15 protein-coding genes are annotated in these 16,836 nt (G+C 46.3%); 9 read left to right on the top strand and 6 right to left on the bottom strand.

Annotated features, from left to right (window positions below; translation table 11 throughout):
• Window positions 1-48: 48 nt before the first annotated feature.
• Window positions 49-1,146 carry a type IV pilus twitching motility protein PilT gene (locus OM95_RS10705; protein WP_041873849.1) on the top strand — a complete coding sequence of 366 codons (1,098 nt, stop codon included), beginning with the start codon at window positions 49-51 and terminating at the stop codon, window positions 1,144-1,146.
• On the opposite strand, the gene OM95_RS10700 is transcribed toward OM95_RS10705, so the two are convergent.
• Complete coding sequence (locus OM95_RS10700) at window positions 1,147-1,521, bottom strand: hypothetical protein (protein WP_291516137.1); 375 nt, start codon at window positions 1,519-1,521, stop codon at window positions 1,147-1,149. It lies immediately after the preceding gene.
• A gap of 60 nt (window positions 1,522-1,581) precedes the next feature.
• Between OM95_RS10700 and deoC the strand changes: the two genes are divergently transcribed.
• From deoC to OM95_RS10665, 7 genes are all read left to right on the top strand, one after another.
• Window positions 1,582-2,244, top strand: coding sequence for a deoxyribose-phosphate aldolase (gene deoC / locus OM95_RS10695; protein WP_041873556.1), 663 nt, complete (start codon window positions 1,582-1,584; stop codon window positions 2,242-2,244).
• Window positions 2,244-3,563, top strand: a complete 1,320-nt coding sequence (locus OM95_RS10690) for a thymidine phosphorylase (RefSeq protein ID WP_041873555.1) — start codon at window positions 2,244-2,246, stop codon at window positions 3,561-3,563. The genes deoC and OM95_RS10690 overlap by 1 nt, the downstream gene beginning before the upstream one ends.
• 26 nt (window positions 3,564-3,589) lie before the next feature.
• Window positions 3,590-4,405 (top strand): purine-nucleoside phosphorylase, encoded by an 816-nt coding sequence (locus OM95_RS10685; RefSeq protein ID WP_041873553.1) that lies wholly within the window; start codon window positions 3,590-3,592, stop codon window positions 4,403-4,405.
• Window positions 4,406-4,634: 229 nt separating this feature from the next.
• On the top strand, window positions 4,635-5,864 hold the full coding sequence (locus OM95_RS10680; protein WP_041873551.1) for a S8 family peptidase: 1,230 nt from the start codon (window positions 4,635-4,637) through the stop codon (window positions 5,862-5,864).
• 138 nt (window positions 5,865-6,002) lie between these two features.
• Complete coding sequence (locus OM95_RS10675; protein ID WP_041873548.1) at window positions 6,003-7,571, top strand: acyl-CoA carboxylase subunit beta; 1,569 nt, start codon at window positions 6,003-6,005, stop codon at window positions 7,569-7,571.
• A 23-nt stretch (window positions 7,572-7,594) separates the two neighbouring features.
• On the top strand, window positions 7,595-9,097 hold the full coding sequence (accC, locus tag OM95_RS10670; protein WP_041873546.1) for an acetyl-CoA carboxylase biotin carboxylase subunit: 1,503 nt from the start codon (window positions 7,595-7,597) through the stop codon (window positions 9,095-9,097).
• Window position 9,098: 1 nt separating this feature from the next.
• On the top strand, window positions 9,099-9,626 hold the full coding sequence (locus OM95_RS10665; RefSeq protein ID WP_041873544.1) for an acetyl-CoA carboxylase biotin carboxyl carrier protein subunit: 528 nt from the start codon (window positions 9,099-9,101) through the stop codon (window positions 9,624-9,626).
• Window positions 9,627-9,664: 38 nt separating this feature from the next.
• On the opposite strand, the gene OM95_RS10660 is transcribed toward OM95_RS10665, so the two are convergent.
• Together OM95_RS10660 and OM95_RS10655 are read right to left on the bottom strand one after the other, a co-directional pair.
• Window positions 9,665-12,130 carry a hypothetical protein gene (locus OM95_RS10660; RefSeq protein ID WP_041873541.1) on the bottom strand — a complete coding sequence of 822 codons (2,466 nt, stop codon included), beginning with the start codon at window positions 12,128-12,130 and terminating at the stop codon, window positions 9,665-9,667.
• On the bottom strand, window positions 12,127-14,406 hold the full coding sequence (locus tag OM95_RS10655) for an IPT/TIG domain-containing protein (RefSeq protein WP_041873539.1): 2,280 nt from the start codon (window positions 14,404-14,406) through the stop codon (window positions 12,127-12,129). The genes OM95_RS10660 and OM95_RS10655 overlap by 4 nt, the downstream gene beginning before the upstream one ends.
• Before the next feature lie 162 nt (window positions 14,407-14,568).
• Between OM95_RS10655 and OM95_RS17535 the strand changes: the two genes are divergently transcribed.
• Window positions 14,569-14,829: a tyrosine-type recombinase/integrase gene (locus OM95_RS17535; RefSeq protein ID WP_363228118.1), complete on the top strand. Its 261-nt coding sequence runs from the start codon at window positions 14,569-14,571 to the stop codon at window positions 14,827-14,829.
• Between the two features lie 17 nt (window positions 14,830-14,846).
• Here OM95_RS17535 and OM95_RS10650 read toward each other — a convergent pair whose 3' ends face one another.
• From OM95_RS10650 to OM95_RS10640, 3 genes are all read right to left on the bottom strand, one after another.
• Window positions 14,847-15,479, bottom strand: a complete 633-nt coding sequence (locus tag OM95_RS10650) for a hypothetical protein (RefSeq protein WP_041873537.1) — start codon at window positions 15,477-15,479, stop codon at window positions 14,847-14,849.
• A gap of 196 nt (window positions 15,480-15,675) precedes the next feature.
• Window positions 15,676-16,230, bottom strand: coding sequence for a hypothetical protein (locus tag OM95_RS10645; protein ID WP_041873535.1), 555 nt, complete (start codon window positions 16,228-16,230; stop codon window positions 15,676-15,678).
• Between the two features lie 2 nt (window positions 16,231-16,232).
• Window positions 16,233-16,836 (bottom strand): RHS repeat-associated core domain-containing protein (locus OM95_RS10640; RefSeq protein WP_041873532.1); only part of this gene is annotated, 604 nt, incomplete at its 5' end.

Below are 16,836 nucleotides of genomic sequence, written 5' to 3'. Positions count from 1 at the left end.
CATCTGACCGAAAAGATCATGGAAATAGAGCCTTTAACGGAGATTACGATGGCAACAATTGATGAGCTGTTCAAACTCATGGTGGAACAAGGAGCCTCCGACTTGCATATCACAAGCGGCGCGCCTCCCTATTTGCGTCTCCATGGAAACATGATTCCGTTGAACTATCGTGAATTGACGAATCAAGACGTGCAGGGATTGCTTTTTGAGATCCTTTCTGAAAAGCAAAAGAAGGCCTTTGTTGAAAAATGGGAGCTGGATTTCGCCTACACTCTTTCTGGCATCGGGCGTTTTCGTTGCAATATCTTTATGCAAAGAAAAGGTCTTGGCGCTGTTATGCGTATCATTCCCGAAAAAATTAAAACTGCGCAAGAATTGGGTTTGCCTCCTGCCGTTATGGATATGATCGACTGTGACCGCGGATTGATTTTGGTTACAGGACCTACCGGTTCCGGTAAATCGACGACACTGGCAGCAATGATCCACCAGATCAACGCAACTCGCGAAGCGCATATTATCACCGTCGAAGACCCGATCGAGTTCGTACATCCAAATCTGAAGTCTTTGGTGAATCAACGTGAAGTCGGAAGCCATACCAAGAGCTTCGCGAATGCCCTTAAGGCGGCCCTGCGTGAAGATCCGGACATCCTGCTTGTCGGTGAGTTGCGTGACTTAGAGACCATCTCTTTGGCTTTGACTGCCGCAGAAACGGGTCACATTGTGTTTGGAACTCTGCACACGAATAGTGCCGCGAAAACTGTCGATCGTATCATTGACGTTTTCCCCGCGGGTCAACAACAACAAATTCGCACAATGCTTGCGGAAAGTTTGCGCGGAGTTGTCGCGCAAACGCTTTTCTCGCGCGCCGATGGACAAGGTCGCGTGGCAGCTTACGAAATCATGCGCAATACCAAGGCCATTTCGAACTTGATTCGTGAAGGTAAGGTCCACCAGATTCCTTCCGCCATGCAAACAGGCTCAAGTCAGGGTATGGTGCTTTTCGAAAAATATATCGAAGATTTGGTTCGCAAAGGGAAAGTGTCTGCGGCCGACGCAAAAACTTTCCTGGGACAAGCCGGCGGTGGCGACACCACCATTCAGGGCACGATGGCAGGCACAGCCTCCCCGCGCACCAAAGTGGGTTAATTAGAAGTCATACGAAAATTGAACTAAAGCGGGAGCCTTGGCTGTATAAGCCAGGGCTCTTCTGCTTTTCAGTTCTTGATCAAACACATTGGAGTAATCGTAAGCCTTCGCTGCTGGGCGCGAAGAGTCATAAATGACATAACCCAATCCTGCCGCAAAACCGATAAGCGCACCGGTTGTAATGTTGTCGGTATGCTCTTCAGGCTCGCCATAAAAGGACAGCGTGCTCAAACCCAGGATCGCCCCGCCCAGACTGGAAAATAAAACGGTGGCGATATTTCTTTTTACCGTTCTGTCTGCTTGCGCAAAAGAGGCGGATGACGTGACCAAAATCATCATTGTCACTAAAACTGAGGTCCACTTCTGTCGTGTCATGATTGCCTCCCGCAACGAACTAAGATAACTTTTCTTATTTAAACACTCTTGAGGTGCCCGGTGCAACTAAGTCGTTATATTGACCATACTCTTTTGAAACCCGAAGCGCAGATGGCGCAAATTGAAAAGCTTTGTGCGGAGGCGAAAGAACATGGCTTCTTCAGCGTCTGCGTAAATACGTCCTATGTTTCAACATGCGCAGAACTTCTTAAGGATTCTTCAGTAAAAGTATGCTGCGTGGTGGGCTTCCCTTTGGGAGCTATGGATACAGAATCCAAAGCTTTCGAGACCTCTACCGCAATTAAGAACGGAGCTGGTGAAATTGACATGGTCATTCAGGTCGGTGCGCTGAAAGACCGTCGCTTGGATTATGTTCGGGACGATATCAAAGCCGTTGTCAAAGCTGCTCAAGGTCGCACGGTTAAAGTTATTATTGAAACCTCGCTTCTTAACCACGACGACAAAGTGTTAGCTTGTAAAGCGGCGATGGAGGCCGGTGCTCACTTCGTAAAAACATCCACAGGCTTTGGTGGCGGCGGCGCCACTGTAGACGATGTGAAGTTGATGAAGTCTGTTGTCGGCAATGCTCTGGAAGTCAAAGCTTCCGGAGGAATCAAAGACTTGGCGCAAGCCCAAGCCATGATCGACGCCGGTGCGACTCGCTTGGGAACAAGCTCTGGCGTGACCATTGTTCAGGGCGGCACTGTTCAGGGAGGTTACTAATGGCTTTCCTTCCCGCAGAAATTATTAAAGCTAAACGCAACGGCCGCGAACTGAGCTTTGAAGAAATCAATGAATTCATTCTTGGCTATGCGCGAGGTCAGATTCCTGATTATCAGATGTCGGCTCTTTTAATGGCGACTTTCTTCAAAGGAATGACGACAGAAGAAACTCTGTCCCTGACAAAAGCGATGCTTCACTCTGGAGAGGTTGTTGATTTTTCCTCTGTCCCTGGTTTCAAGGTCGATAAACACTCTACCGGTGGCGTGGGCGATAAAACCAGCTTGATCTTGGGTCCCATTGTCGCTGCCGCCGGAGTTCCCGTACCAATGATTTCAGGCAGAGGCCTTGGGCACACAGGCGGAACTTTGGATAAACTAGAATCCATTCCCGGCTTCAATACCCAAAAATCCTTGCCTGAATTTGTCGAACTTGTTCGCAAGCACGCAATCTGCTTTATCGGACAGACGAAAGAAATTTGTCCTGCGGATAAAAAAATCTATGCTCTTCGCGACGTCACTGCGACAGTCGAAAGCCTGCCGCTTATTTGTGCTTCGATCATGTCGAAAAAATTAGCAGAAGGCATTGACGGCCTTGTCCTGGATGTGAAGTACGGATCTGGTGCCTTCATGAAAACACCCGCTTTGGCGGAAGAACTCGCTTTGAATCTGATGGCGATTGCCAAAGGCTATGGCAAAAAAGTGACCTCACTTCTAACCAACATGGATCAGCCTTTGGGTCGCTTTGCAGGAAACTCTTTGGAAGTCGAAGAGTGCGTCGCGATCATGAAGAACGAAAAATTCGTGGGGCCTGGGGGCTATGATCTTTACGAAGATACCCGAGAACTAAGTCTTCAGCTTTCCGCGCACATGCTTCTCCTTGCTGGCGTGGGTCGCACGGTTGAAGAATCTTACAAAATTGCCACCGACATCCTGACTTCAGGAAAGGCAATGGCCAAGTTTGAAGAGCTCTGCGTAATTCATGGTGGAAACTTGAAAGCTCTGCCCAAACCCAAATTCACCATTGTCATCACGGCAGAAAAGGCTGGCTATGTGCACGGCTTTCACACTGAGAGCATTGGTATTGCCGGCATTATCATCAAAGCCGGTCGCGCACAAACAACAGACATCATTGCACCTACAGCCGGGATAGAGTTCCACGTAAAAGTAGGCGATGAAGTAAAGATGGATGATGCCGTCTTCACGTTGCATGGCGATGACAAAGATCTACTGCAATCAGCGGTTCCCTTGCTCAAATCCGCCATCAATATTTCCTTGCCAAAAATTACAAAGCCTAGTTTGATACTGAAGACTTTGAGTTAATACTCAAGGACGCGGAGGAGTAAATTTTGGTCTTAACTAAACTTCAAGAAACCATTGCCTATATACGTACTAAAACTTCGGCTAAACCGAAGATCGGTGTTGTTTTAGGTTCCGGCCTTGGAGCTTTCGTGAAAGATGTGGAAGTCGAAATCACGATTCCTTACAAAGACATTCCTCATTTCTCTCCGCCAACAGTAGAAGGTCATTCTGGAAATTTAATTTTCGGGAAGGTCAGCGGACAGCAAATCGTTATTCTTCAGGGCCGCAATCACTATTACGAGGGACACAGCATGGAAAGTGTTGTCTTCCCCACTCGTACCTTGGCCCTCCTGGGAATCGAAGCTTTGATCCTGACAAACTCTGCGGGTGGCTTCGGCGAAAACATGCAGGCCGGTGACTTCATGATTATCGAAGATCACATTAATTTGATGGGAACAAACCCACTCATGGGTCCGAACATCAAAGAACTTGGCCCGCGCTTTCCTGACATGACAGAAGCTTATGATAAACGCTTGATCTCTATCATGGAGCAAGTTCTGTTAAAACAAGGGACTCGCTTTCACAAAGGCGTGTATTGCGGCGTCAGCGGACCGACCTATGAAACTCCGTCTGAAGTTCGTTATTTAAAACTTATTGGCGGCAAAGCTGTCGGCATGAGCACTGTTCCTGAAACCATTGCGGCAAACCATTTGGGTCTTCGCGTGGCGGCTTTAAGCTGCATCACGAACTTGGCGGCAGGAATTTCTTCGCAAAAACTTTCGCACGATGAAGTGACTGAAACGGCTCAACGCGTGGAAATTCAGTTTTTATCTTTCCTAAAAGAATTTATCGGGCAGATCTAAATCAGGTCTAAACTCCCATTAAATATGAGGCTTCTTAACGTCATTTCTTAATGACGGTGAAGCCTGTAATTTTCCTACACTAGGCTTACCTTCAGATCCGTAGGTCCAGGTCCAGTTTAAGCCATTCTAGCCTCAAATTAAGACATATAATGACCGAAGAGCTAACCGATTGGGTCAACCGAACGCGTCCCACTATTAGGGACCAGGATGGCCCGCACAGGGAGTGAACATGGATGTTCAAAAAATTCTCTCGGCGGTTGCCTGCATCTTTGTATTAGCATCTTGTGGCAACAAATCGCCTAGCACCGTATTTCCGGAAAATGGAGCGATGGACTCGAGCGCATGCACGGGCCAAGCAATCCAGAATAAATTCATCGTCCAATGGGAAGATGGAAAATTTACGGTGGAGCAGGCGGCAAACGCTGACGAATTTACGAAAAATTTTATCGAACCACAGCTAGAAAAGATCCGCTATGTGGAGTTCGATCGTCAAATTCAAACCAGCAGAACTGCTGAAATTCAAGCCAATGCCTACACGGATAGTTGGGGGCAAACCAAAATTGGTGCGCCCGCATTGTGGTCGCAAGGGATTCAAGGACAAGATGTTAAGATTGCCGTTGTCGATGCCTTTGTGGATACAACTCATCCGCAAATCAAACCGCGCATTGCTGTGAATACCGGAGAAATTCCCAACAACGGCAAAGACGATGATGGCAATGGTATTGTCGATGACTACTATGGTGCTTCTTTTGTCTCGATTCCCAATAGCAATCCTACTCCCAGCTCGCATGGCACTCATGTGGCCGGTATTATTGCTGCAGACGAACGCTATGGTTCCGTCCAAGGCGTGGCCCCACGAGCGCAACTGATTCCCGCACAATTTATTGCCAATGATGGCGGTGGTTCTTTAGGGGATGCTGTTCTGGCATTGCAGTACTCAGCTTCTCGCGGAGCCAAGATCATCAATGCCAGCTGGGGAGGCGCACCGTGCGTGGCTTCTCTGCGGAATGCTTTTGTAGAATTGCAGGGAAAAGGAATTCTGGTGATCGTCGCAGCAGGTAATGATGGCCGCGATGTCGATGTTTACCCTGAGTTCCCAGCTTCTTTCGGCTTAGGAAATCAAATCACTGTGGCTGCTTCCTCGGTTTCTGACTTTATGACTTCTTGGTCTAACAGCGGATTCAACCTTGTGCATGTGGCCGCGCCGGGAGAAAGAATTTTAAGTACTGTTCCCGGCAACTCGACCGCCTATATGGATGGAACTAGTATGGCGGCTCCTATGGTTTCTGGCGCTGCGGCCTTGTTGTGGAGTGCTCGCCCCACGGCTTCCGCGGCCCAAATAAAAGACGCCATTTTGCAGTCTGTCGACGTGGTTCCGGGGCATGAATTTAAAGTAAAAACTCAAGGACGCGTTAACGTGCAAAAGGCCTTCGAAGTTCTGAAGCAGTTAGTCCCATAAATTCAACAACATAGGTCAAATCACGCAGGGCATAAATAGTGCGCTCTGCGTCTCTAATTTTAAGGTGATTCCTAACATCCCCATGATAAATTGGTCCCTTGTTTTTTAAGGGGTCATCCCTTCATAAAAAGGAATCATATGAGCACAGAAATTTCATCTGGCATTCAAGCTCGTCTTAACGATCTTGAAAAACGTAATGAAGCTGCAATGGCCGGTGGGGGCGCTGCACGTATTGCGAAACACAAACAAGGTGGACGTCTTACTGCCCGCGAAAGAATCGATGTTCTTGTCGACCCAGGCAGCTTTGTTGAAATGGATCGCTTTGTCACTCACCGTTGTACCAACTTCGGCATGGATAAAACTGTTGTTCCAGGCGACGGTGTTATCACGGGTTACGGTCGTATCAACGGAAAATTAGTTTATGTCTCTTCTCAAGATTTCACCGTCATCGGTGGATCTATGTCACGCACTCAAGCCAATAAAATCTGCAAAGTGATGGATTTGGCGATGAAGAACGGCGCTCCTTTCATTTCTATCAATGACTCCGGTGGCGCTCGTATCCAAGAGGGTATCGAATCCTTGGGTGGTTACGCAGACATCTTCACTCGCAACACGATGGCTTCTGGCTTGATCCCACAAATCACGGCGATCATGGGCCCCTGCGCTGGTGGAGCGGTTTACTCCCCGTCGATCACAGACTTTGTGTTCATGGTGAAAAACACCAGTTATATGTTTGTCACTGGTCCCGATGTTATCAAAACGGTGACTCACGAAGAAGTGACCAAAGAGGACCTGGGTGGAGCAACGACTCATTCGGCGAAATCTGGTGTGGCGCACTTTGCGGCTGAAGATGATAAGCACTGCTTGTTGTTGATCCGCGAATTGATGAACTTCCTGCCTTCAAACAACTTGGATGATGCTCCGGTTCTTCCGACCAATGATCGTCCAGACCGCGTGACTGAATCATTGAACACCTTGATTCCAGAAAATCCAAAAAAACCTTATGACATGTTAAGTGTTCTCACAGAGTGCGTGGATGAAGGTTACTTCCTGGAAGTTCACAAGCACTTCGCACAAAATGTGATCGTGGGCTTTGCTCGATTCAACGGTCGCCCTGTCGGCATCGTGGCAAATCAGCCAAATGTACTTGCCGGCTGCCTGAACATTGAAGCGTCTCGTAAAGCGGCTCGCTTTATTCGCTTCTGTGACGCTTTCAACATTCCTATCGTTTCCTTTGTCGACGTTCCCGGCTTCTTGCCAGGTAAAGACCAGGAATGGAATGGGATCATCACTCACGGCGCAAAACTTCTTTATGCTTACGCGGAAGCAACTGTGCCGAAGATCACCATCATCACCCGTAAAGCTTACGGCGGTGCTTACATCGTGATGGGCTCAAAACTTCTTCGTTCTGATGTGAACCTTGCTTACCCGTCCGCCGAAATTGCGGTGATGGGTGCGGAAGGTGCTGTAAGCATCATCAGTCGTGAAGAAATCTCGAAGGCAAAAGATCCGGTCGCGGAAAAGGCTCGCTTAACAGCAGAGTATGAGGCGAAGTTCAGCAATCCATACGTTTCTGCCGAGCTTGGATACACAGATGAAGTGATCGAGCCTGCTATGACTCGTAAGCGCATCATTGATTCACTAGAGATGTTGAAACATAAACGCGACATCATGCCGGCTAAGAAGCACGGAAATATTCCTCTTTAATCAGAGGGTGAGGAAGCTTTACTATGGCATTATTTAAAAAAATCCTGATTGCGAACCGTGGAGAAATCGCCATCCGTATCACTCGCGCCTGCCGCGAGTTGGGTATCGGCTCTGTCGCGGTATTCTCTGATGCGGATCGCGACAGTCTTCACGTTTTCTTGGCGGACGAGGCTTATCATATTGGGCCTTCTCCTTCGAAAGAAAGCTATTTGAACTACAAAAAAATCATCGAAGTGGCGAAGCAAGCTGGCGTGGATGCAATTCACCCCGGCTACGGTTTTCTTTCTGAAAACACGGTCTTTGCGAAAGCTTTGGAAGAGGCCGGCATCACATTTATCGGCCCCACGGTTTCAAATATTGAATCCATGGGTGATAAACTTTCTGCAAAAGCCTTGATGAAAAAAGCTGGTGTTCCGACCGTTCCCGGCAGCGATGGCGGGGTTGAAACTGTTGAACAAGCTCAGGCCATTGCCGAAAAGATCGGCTTGCCAGTCATCATCAAAGCTTCGGCCGGTGGTGGTGGTAAAGGGATGCGTGTTGTTCGCAAGATGGACGAGCTGGAAAGTGCCTTCCGTGCCTGCCGCTCTGAAGGTCAGAACTACTTTGCTGACCCGACTGTTTATATCGAAAAGTTCATCAACGACCCCAAACACATTGAAATTCAAGTGTTCGGCGACAAACACGGAAACCATGTTCACTTGTTTGAACGTGAGTGCTCGGTTCAGCGTCGTCACCAAAAGATCATTGAGGAATGTCCGTCGCCATCTGTGCCCAATGATGTACGTCTGCGCATGGGTGAGGCCGCTGTTCGCGCTGCCAAACAAATCAACTACGTGGGTGCCGGGACGATTGAGTTTATCTTCGATAACACAACCAAAGAATTCTACTTCATGGAGATGAATACACGTCTTCAGGTGGAACATCCCATCACCGAAATCGTGACGGGTTTTGATTTGGTGAAAGAACAAATCAATGTGGCGGCTGGAAAGCCCCTTTCTTTCAAGCAAGAAGACATTAAACAAAAAGGTCACGCCATCGAAGCTCGTATCTGCGCTGAGGATCCCATTACCTATAAACCACACCCTGGTGTGATTCGCGCCTGTCGCCATCCCCAAGGTCCGTTCATGCGTGTGGACTCTTATGCGTACCCTGGCTACGAAGTGCCTATCTACTATGATCCGATGATTGCGAAAGTGATCACTTGGGGTGATAAGCGCGACGAAGCCATTGATAGAATGCAACGGGCGTTGTCTGAGTTCGTTCTAACGGGAATTAAAACCAACATCGTTCTTCACAAAACAATCTTGGATCATCCAAAATTCCGCGATGGATCTTACACGACCCAGTTTATTGAAAAGAACTTTGAAGTGATCGAACCACAGCTCTTTAAGGAAGTTGAAGACCCTGTGTTTTTGATCGCGGCGGCTATCACCGCTTACAATGACCGTAAATCCAAGGACGTTCGTCAGCTTAATCTGACTTCGAACTGGAAGCGCGTCGGTCGTAAACTTCAATTAAGGACGTAACATGTATTTCGAAGCAGAACTAAAAGGCAAAAAATATAAAGTCGACGTGACTGAGCAGCGCACGACCTGGAAGGTTTCTTTACAGGAAGAGGGCAAAAGCTGGACTCACTACGACATTTCTAAACGTGACTTTAAAGAGGCCGAGCAATACATCAGCTTCCTTTTTGAAGGGAAGTCTTACTTGATTGACGTAATCGGGCAAGACACTGAATACACTGTATTTACTCGCAACTCGTTTCGCACAATCAAAGTATTCAATGATGAAATGCTCTTGCATGAATCTTTGAAAAAAGGCGGCAATTTCGGCGCTGATCAAGAGCTGAAGTCCGGCATGCCAGGCAAGATCATCGAAATCTTTGCAAAAGAAGGCGACATCGTAAAAGCCAATAAACCGCTTCTTATTATGGAAGCGATGAAAATGGAAAACGAAATGCGCGCCACTCGCGATGTGAAGATCAAAGAGATCAAAGTCAAACAAGGTGACTCGGTGGAATCCGGGGCTGTCTTGATTAAATTTGAAGAGCCGTAGGGCTATTAAAAAAGGGGCTGATGAAGCCCCTTTTTATTTTAGAATTTGGTAGTATTTCTGAGCAGAGAATTAGGTCTGTTAACTTCGACTGGTGAATCTGAGTTTTGGTTCTGACCATTACCCAACATTCCCTTTGTGCCGAAGCCCCAGCAGAATGCCTTACCCTCTCCAATAGCACATTGACCATTTTGTTCTGAGTCGATGCTGGTGACGTTCTCTACTCCCGACATAATCGTCGGAGTTTTCAAGCTTGAAGGAATTCCTGCAGCCGGCACTGCTACAAAGCCCCAATAGTATACTAGTCCACCCTTAATGGCCGCGATAGAGCTTTTTGCAAGCTCAACATCAGTAACCAAGGACGATAAGCCAACTGCCGTAATTGGTGAAGCAGAGGATCCACCGATATAATTGGGGTCCCCTAATTGACCATAAGTGTTGGCACCAACGCATCGAACAGCGCCATTTTCCAACACACATGTATTCTCATGCCCCGCCACTATCTTAGAAACCGAACCATTTGTGAATTGATTCGCCAAAACCGGCGTTAGACTTTCCGTGGTAAGGCCATTGCCTAATTTGTATAAGGAATTGTTGCCCCAACAGTACGGAGAACCTGTTTCTGTGACTGCGCACGTGTGCAAATACCCCACCGAAACCTGTTTCGGCTTGCTTACAGATACTAGCGCAGGGGCACTCCTGGCGGCCTTGTCACCCAGCCCCAACTGTCCCCCAGCGTTCCAGCCCCAGCAGAAAAGCATTTTTTCAGGTGGGTTTAAGAACGTGTTGTTCGTTATCGCGCAAGCAGTTGAGTCCCCTACGGCAACACTTAATACATTGTTCAAATTTACCTTAGTTGGAATTGGATACTCTCCACCCGCCATTCCTTGACCGATCTGTCCTTGATAGTTACTACCCCAACAGTAGAGTTCTGATTGTTTAACTGCACATGTTGAATTTTGACCTACGCTAACTGACTGTACGTTAGTCGTCATACCTTTCACTGGAGTTGGAACATTTCTATCGTCTTTGTCGCCAACGCCTAACTGACCGTTTAAATTGTTTCCCCAGCAATATAGGGCACCGCCTCGGGTCGCACACGCAGACTGATTGTTCATTGATATGCTATCCCAAACCAAAGGCGTAGCTCCATTATCTTTGAGGCTTACTCTAACAGGCATGTATTGACCTGATGCGATTCCCCCTCCAGAAACAGTATGTGTTATCGAGTGAACTGCGTCGCCGTCGGCCAGGAAATCTTCAAGAGTGCGAATACTAACCTTTTGTGGAATATTCCAATTAGAAGTTGTGAAAGTTAATGTGGCTGTATTCGCCCAAGGTGGGCCGTCGGTATTCGACAGCGTGACATCAGCAGTAGGGGAAGCCGCTACTACGGTAACACTAGAACTGGGCTGCGCAACCAATGAAACATTATAGAAACTTCTGCTTCCTTCATAAATTTCGATATAATCTTTACTTAGAATAATACTAGGCGCTTCAACTTTGATCGTGATTAAAGTGTCCCCAATAAATATTTTTAGATTATCCAGAACATCTGAAAAGGCCGCAATTATTAAATCCAAATCATCTATTTCGCTTTGATAATAGGCTATTAAGTTAGGATCAGTCGCCTTGTTCCTTTCTTGAATCATTTCAGATTTGTACAAAAAACCCGCGGAGATGGCATCATTCAACGACTTACCATCTCGTTTATTTCGAACAGTCAAACTCGCTGTTACTTCATGGCTCCCTAAAGAAAGATTCGCAGAAGAAATTGAAATATTAAAAGACGATGGGTTCGTCGGTGTTGCAATTAATGGATTTGCGTTTATCTTTGCAGTAAGGAATAAATCAATTTCTTTAATGTCGTATCCAAGAGCTGCAGCATCCACGCTTGCCGCGATATTCGCGTTTTGACCGAGCGAGTATGTGTAGTTCAAATGGTCAGGAATTAAAGACAATCCAGAAACAAGTTTCTTTTCGAGTAATGCAGCGGCAACGGTAACTGTAACGTCCTTCGATTCAACCAGCGTTCTGTGTGAACTTAGCTGAGAAAGTAAATCCTGCCTTAATTGACTGTTGTTGTCGATCGCCTGCTGAAGGTTAGCTTTCTTCGCGGGAATAGTTTCCTTCGACAGCAAATTATTTAACTTGATTGATTCCTGTTCTAGACTCGCAACACTAGTCAAAATGTTTTTAGCTAACTGCTTGTTTTGCAAATATGCGTCGACATGAAATACCATCTGACCAGGCGACACGAGTGGAGGTGTTACCGCCGCCGACTCGAAATCAGAAAACTTGACCAGCTTAATTGGCGCAGCTCCCCAAGTTCCCGTCACGAATACTTCGGAGTCTGGATCGGTGGGGCTTGTTTTCACGGAAGCCATTAAGACAACTTTCTCTCCGACAGTATAGCTAGCTTTATTGGTGCGCAACTCTATGAATTGCGGTGTCGCTGCAAACACCTTTGAAAAGAATAAAAAAGTAATTACAAAAAATGATTTCACTTAGCGCTCCCGGATGATGAGGTTTGCTTTCTATGTAGTAATGTCTGAGGTATAATGTTGGCTTTCAGAATATATTTAAGCGGTGTGGTGTAACCCTCGATATCTATCGAAACTTCATCTTGAATTATACCAAGTGTAGACGTCGGATTCAGATCTACAGAAATACTCATAGTAGGTTGAATATAGTCAGTCGACCCCAGCATTAACGGAGCGAAGGGCAAATGAAACCAGTCGAATTTTCCGCTTAACCCTTCAGCTATCCCAGTTACCTTAAATAAGCTGTAGGCTGGAAGGTTCTGAAAAAAGTCGTTTAGAATGTTTGGATGAAGGGTGGGGACATAGCGATTCGCCTCAACATCTCCGAAATTTAGTTCATAAATAATGCTGGCTGGAGCCGGAAGTTTCGCTGCTTTAACAATGAAGACTTTTGGTGCTTCGCCAGGAATCGCATCCCACTCAAATATACCTTGGGCAGTATCAGCGCCATTGAAGTTGCCGGGCATAACATTAATTGAAATTTGACTGACGCAACCGGCGCAGATACTCAGCCCGCCCGGGGGTAAAGATGCTGAAAAAATTCCCGTTGCTCCTCCCATATGAGTTATCAATGGAGGATTCGTGATTGTATAGCTCGTATTAGATCGGTTTCTTATTTCAAACACCGTTGTGCTTACCGAGTCATGAGTACCATAGAGTCCAACTGGAGAGACTGCGGCAATCTCATCAATATTCTGCTCGCCAGACCACTGTAGCGAGTTGAATTTTCCGAAAAAAGAAAGGCTTGATGGCGAAGCAGGAGTGATTGACACCTGGATGATCTTTCTAGAATTTGATACGCCTTTTAGAATTACCGGAATATCAATTTTCAATTCGCCATTCCCAGAATAGATTACTGAAAATTGAAAGTTGAGACAGGATCTGGCAATTAAAGTGCCCGCCTTAGCTCCCATTAATAACGAATATCCACTACCCATAATTTGGTATGAGGCCTCGGAATTCAAATTGTTACAAACCCGGAACATACCAACATAAAATGATCCATCCACAGCTGTTCCCGCGATACTTTGAGGTATCACAGTAACGGCTTCTAATTCCCCTACGGTAATTACAGTCAATGATGGAACGCTCTCTAAGGCGCCATTGGAAACAACAAGAGCAAGAACATAGCTGCCAGCAGTGTGGGCCAGAAAAGACGGATTAATAACAGTGGGATCACTTAAGATTCCGTCGAGCACTGTCGCACCTTCGGGTTTTGAGACAACTGACCAAGAATAAGTCAGGGACTGTCCACCGTCATCATATGATCTAGAGCCATCTAATGAAGTGGAAACCCCTGACTGAGTATGCTGCGGGAAGCCGGCAAAAGCGACTGGATGGCTGTTGCTGGGACCAGATATATTTCCGTCTAACGCAAAAAATGCATTTTTTAGCTCAGTCGTAGCCTCAAGCCCATCGATCATCCGGGTAACCGCTATATCATGCATTCCTACGGACATGGGCGGTACATTAAATGTGATATCACTGTTTGAAATAGAGAGTTGAGAAGAGTTTAATGTCACGCCACCAATCTTTAATGACTGAACATTCGAAAGATTTTCACCCACTGCCTTAACCTGATACCCACCAGATATCGAACCATAGTTAGGCTCTAGACTATTTATGGTAGGATATATCGTTCCTGAGGCGGGGGTCACAGAGACAACCTCAGTCTTGGTAGCGACCGCCCTTTTTAGGGAATTCAAAGTATTTTCAAAGTCTATTTTTTGGGTATTCTTTTGATCCAACGTTGCTTCAAGTTGGGCTCTACGGATTGGGTCCAACTCTCTTAGAATCTCATTACTCAGCTGATCTATTTCACGATTTAATACCATTAACGCTTGATGCAACTGATTACTCACATTCGCATCTTCAACGAATGCTTGGATTTCGATACTTTGTGGCCCCGTGGAATGAAATGTAATCGGTGAAGAAATCCAAAGCCGCTCGCTACGGCTGCTAACCTTCACATCTGCGCCATTAACTTTAAGTGCAACAACAGATCGAACAGTTTTATTTCCCTCAAACTCGGTAGATAGCTCAATAAATACTGTAACTTTGTCGCCCTGCTTGGGTTGTGAAGGTGAAAGACGAATGCTGCCGATTGAATACTGACTACTAATGTTTAATTTTTTAATTAATCGAGTGAACTCCAAACTACTTAAATTTTTGGAGTCTTTCGCAGTCGAAAATGCACAACTTGCCCACAGGAGTATGCCTGTGAATATCAGTCTAAACATCTTTTCCTCCCTGAAACTGATGCTCTTTCAGAATGTTTTCAGAAATAGTATTTAAAATGATTACCGCTTGCAAAGTAAATCTAGTTTATATAAACAAATAAAAAATTATGCATGGCACAAGTGGGTATCTTCTGGACTTGACGAATATATTGACTAGCCGGGATTTTTGCAAAAGAAGGCGATGCATGGTCCGTTGTCTCATATTATCGAAAGTTTGCGCGTCTCAGGTCCAAGATCGCAGCGAGGCGGAGTTTTGACAGTTGCGCCTTCCGCCACACGTTCGCTTACCACTTTCGTCGCAAGGAAGGAACGCTCTCTCAGCTTCAGGCTTTACTTGGACACCGAAGCATCGACATGACGGTTTTCATGTATGGCGGAATCGCGGATAAGAAAACAGAGAAGACGACACCTTATGATTTTTGATTTGCGGCTCAAAATTTTCAGGACAGATAATTCTTGATGCAGGCAGAAGCTCGTTCTGCTGCCGTTATGATCGCCTGGATTGATACGTCGGCATTTCCAGAGATCAGAGCATGATTTTCATCATTCGTGACTTCAAACGTCATCCTGTTCCAGTCCGCCAATTCCTCGACCTTAATATTGATGACTTCAACATAGTGAAGCAGATTGACGAGCTCCTTCTGTCTGCTTGAACATAGGAGACCAATTGACTCAACCTTGGCCGAAAGGTACGGAATTGCAACTTTGGGAACTGCTTTTGTTCCAAGTGGATTTCTTGGTCGAGCGGCCAGTGCTGTCAATTGTGCATCGTTAAGTTGAAGCATTTGATGTATTCCTGCAAGCAGTCGATCTCGGACGGGTTCTGCGGGGTATGCGTTCAATTCAACAGCGATCCATTCAAGAGCGGGTCTATCCATCTGTCCAAGATGGTTTCTGAGTGAATATATTGAAGCGGCCAGCCGGAATCGAACTTCTCGAAGCTCTTCTTTCAAAACATTTTCAAATCTTCTTCGCTCAACAATCGCCGTGAAGTACATCACCAGTGGTGTGCTCAAGACGCCCAGAAACCAACCAAGAATTACTTCATCAAACTTTAGGAACCAGTCATCCATCAAAATCTAACCTCGAAAAAATTCGTATCAAGTCGCATTTTCAGGCCGTGCCAACCCCTGTTTTAGCGTGTCAACGGATTGCGGCATCGCCACTCTGTACATCGTGCCTGCGTTGCCAATTTTATCGAATTTTTTGGCACGCTCATGGCACGGGTTCTGTGGAGGAACTGTAATTTTGGCACGCCTTCAACAAGAACTAGGCACCTTCAAGCCAGTTGATCGGCAGTTTTTTGAAAAACGACTTATGCTTCGATTCTATATTTTTAATTTGCTCAGGATATTTTTTTTTCAGCACACCTTGATATTCTTCAAGGCCCTCGGCATCTGCTCCATCCGTCGCAACTGCCGCCGAATAAACAAGGATAAGTTCCATCGCAAGCTTGTCACCCTTGTCTATTCTTGGCTTTAGTTTTTCGCTTGAAGCACTGCCAACACTGTACTCGCAAACATTTGGGTTTTTATGAAGGCAAAATTCGCTGTTTCCTTCAAAAAAACTAATCCACCGAGGAGAAACTGGCTTCCCGCTTTTCGTCGCTTTTTTCTTCAAATCAGAAATTACCTTTTCCAAGATTTTTGCTTCACCACTCCCAAGATATGTCAGGTAATTCTCTAAAATGGCTTTCTCGTCTTTATCGGGGATCATGGAAAGCTTGGGAGTAACCTCTGATTGAAATCGGGAAAATTGAGAGACCTCACCGTAAGAAGAGAGGGCGAATAAAATAATGACCGTTGTTCTGAACAAATGCTTCATATCTACCTCACATCCAGATCAATCCATGGCGTCATGGGCTGATTATAAATTCCTCGAAGAATTTCACCCAATGCATCCGCCGCTCCATTTTGACAGCTCACACCTACACATCCCTTTGTTCCGGGTGTTCCGCCGTCAGGATGGATTCTCAAGAGATTGCGATTGATGGGGCTTCTACTTTCTAAGTCTAAAGAATACCCATTGCTTCCATCGCAGGCAAATGATCCGGATCGACCATCCCTCATACCCCCGACGGAATACGAGCCTTTCGGCAGGGCTCCATTCCCCCATGGGCCTGAAACAGCAGGACCCTCAAAAAGTAGCTCACCAGCATCCCCATAAAAGGACAAGTTTCCACCCTGAAAAACAAAGTTCTTCCTCAAGCCATCGGGGTCCACCCAGTTCACCGGATCGTTGGCAACATACCCATACAAATTAGTATCCCCACCAGCAAACAAGATTGGGTCCTTGCTAGTCCACCGACCCACCTCCGGATCATAATCGCGTGCTCCAAAACGAACGAGCCCTGTATATCGGTCATAAAAACCGCCCGCAAACCCGTAGGGCTGGAAATCAGGAAGTGTATTTTTCACCATTTTTCCCCAT

Origin of the sequence: Bdellovibrio sp. ArHS, assembly GCF_000786105.1 — a bacterium.
Classification (GTDB): Bacteria; Bdellovibrionota; Bdellovibrionia; order Bdellovibrionales; family Bdellovibrionaceae; genus Bdellovibrio.
The sequence above is the reverse complement of the archived record's forward strand: the minus strand, read 5'-3'. Positions and strand labels throughout refer to the sequence as shown.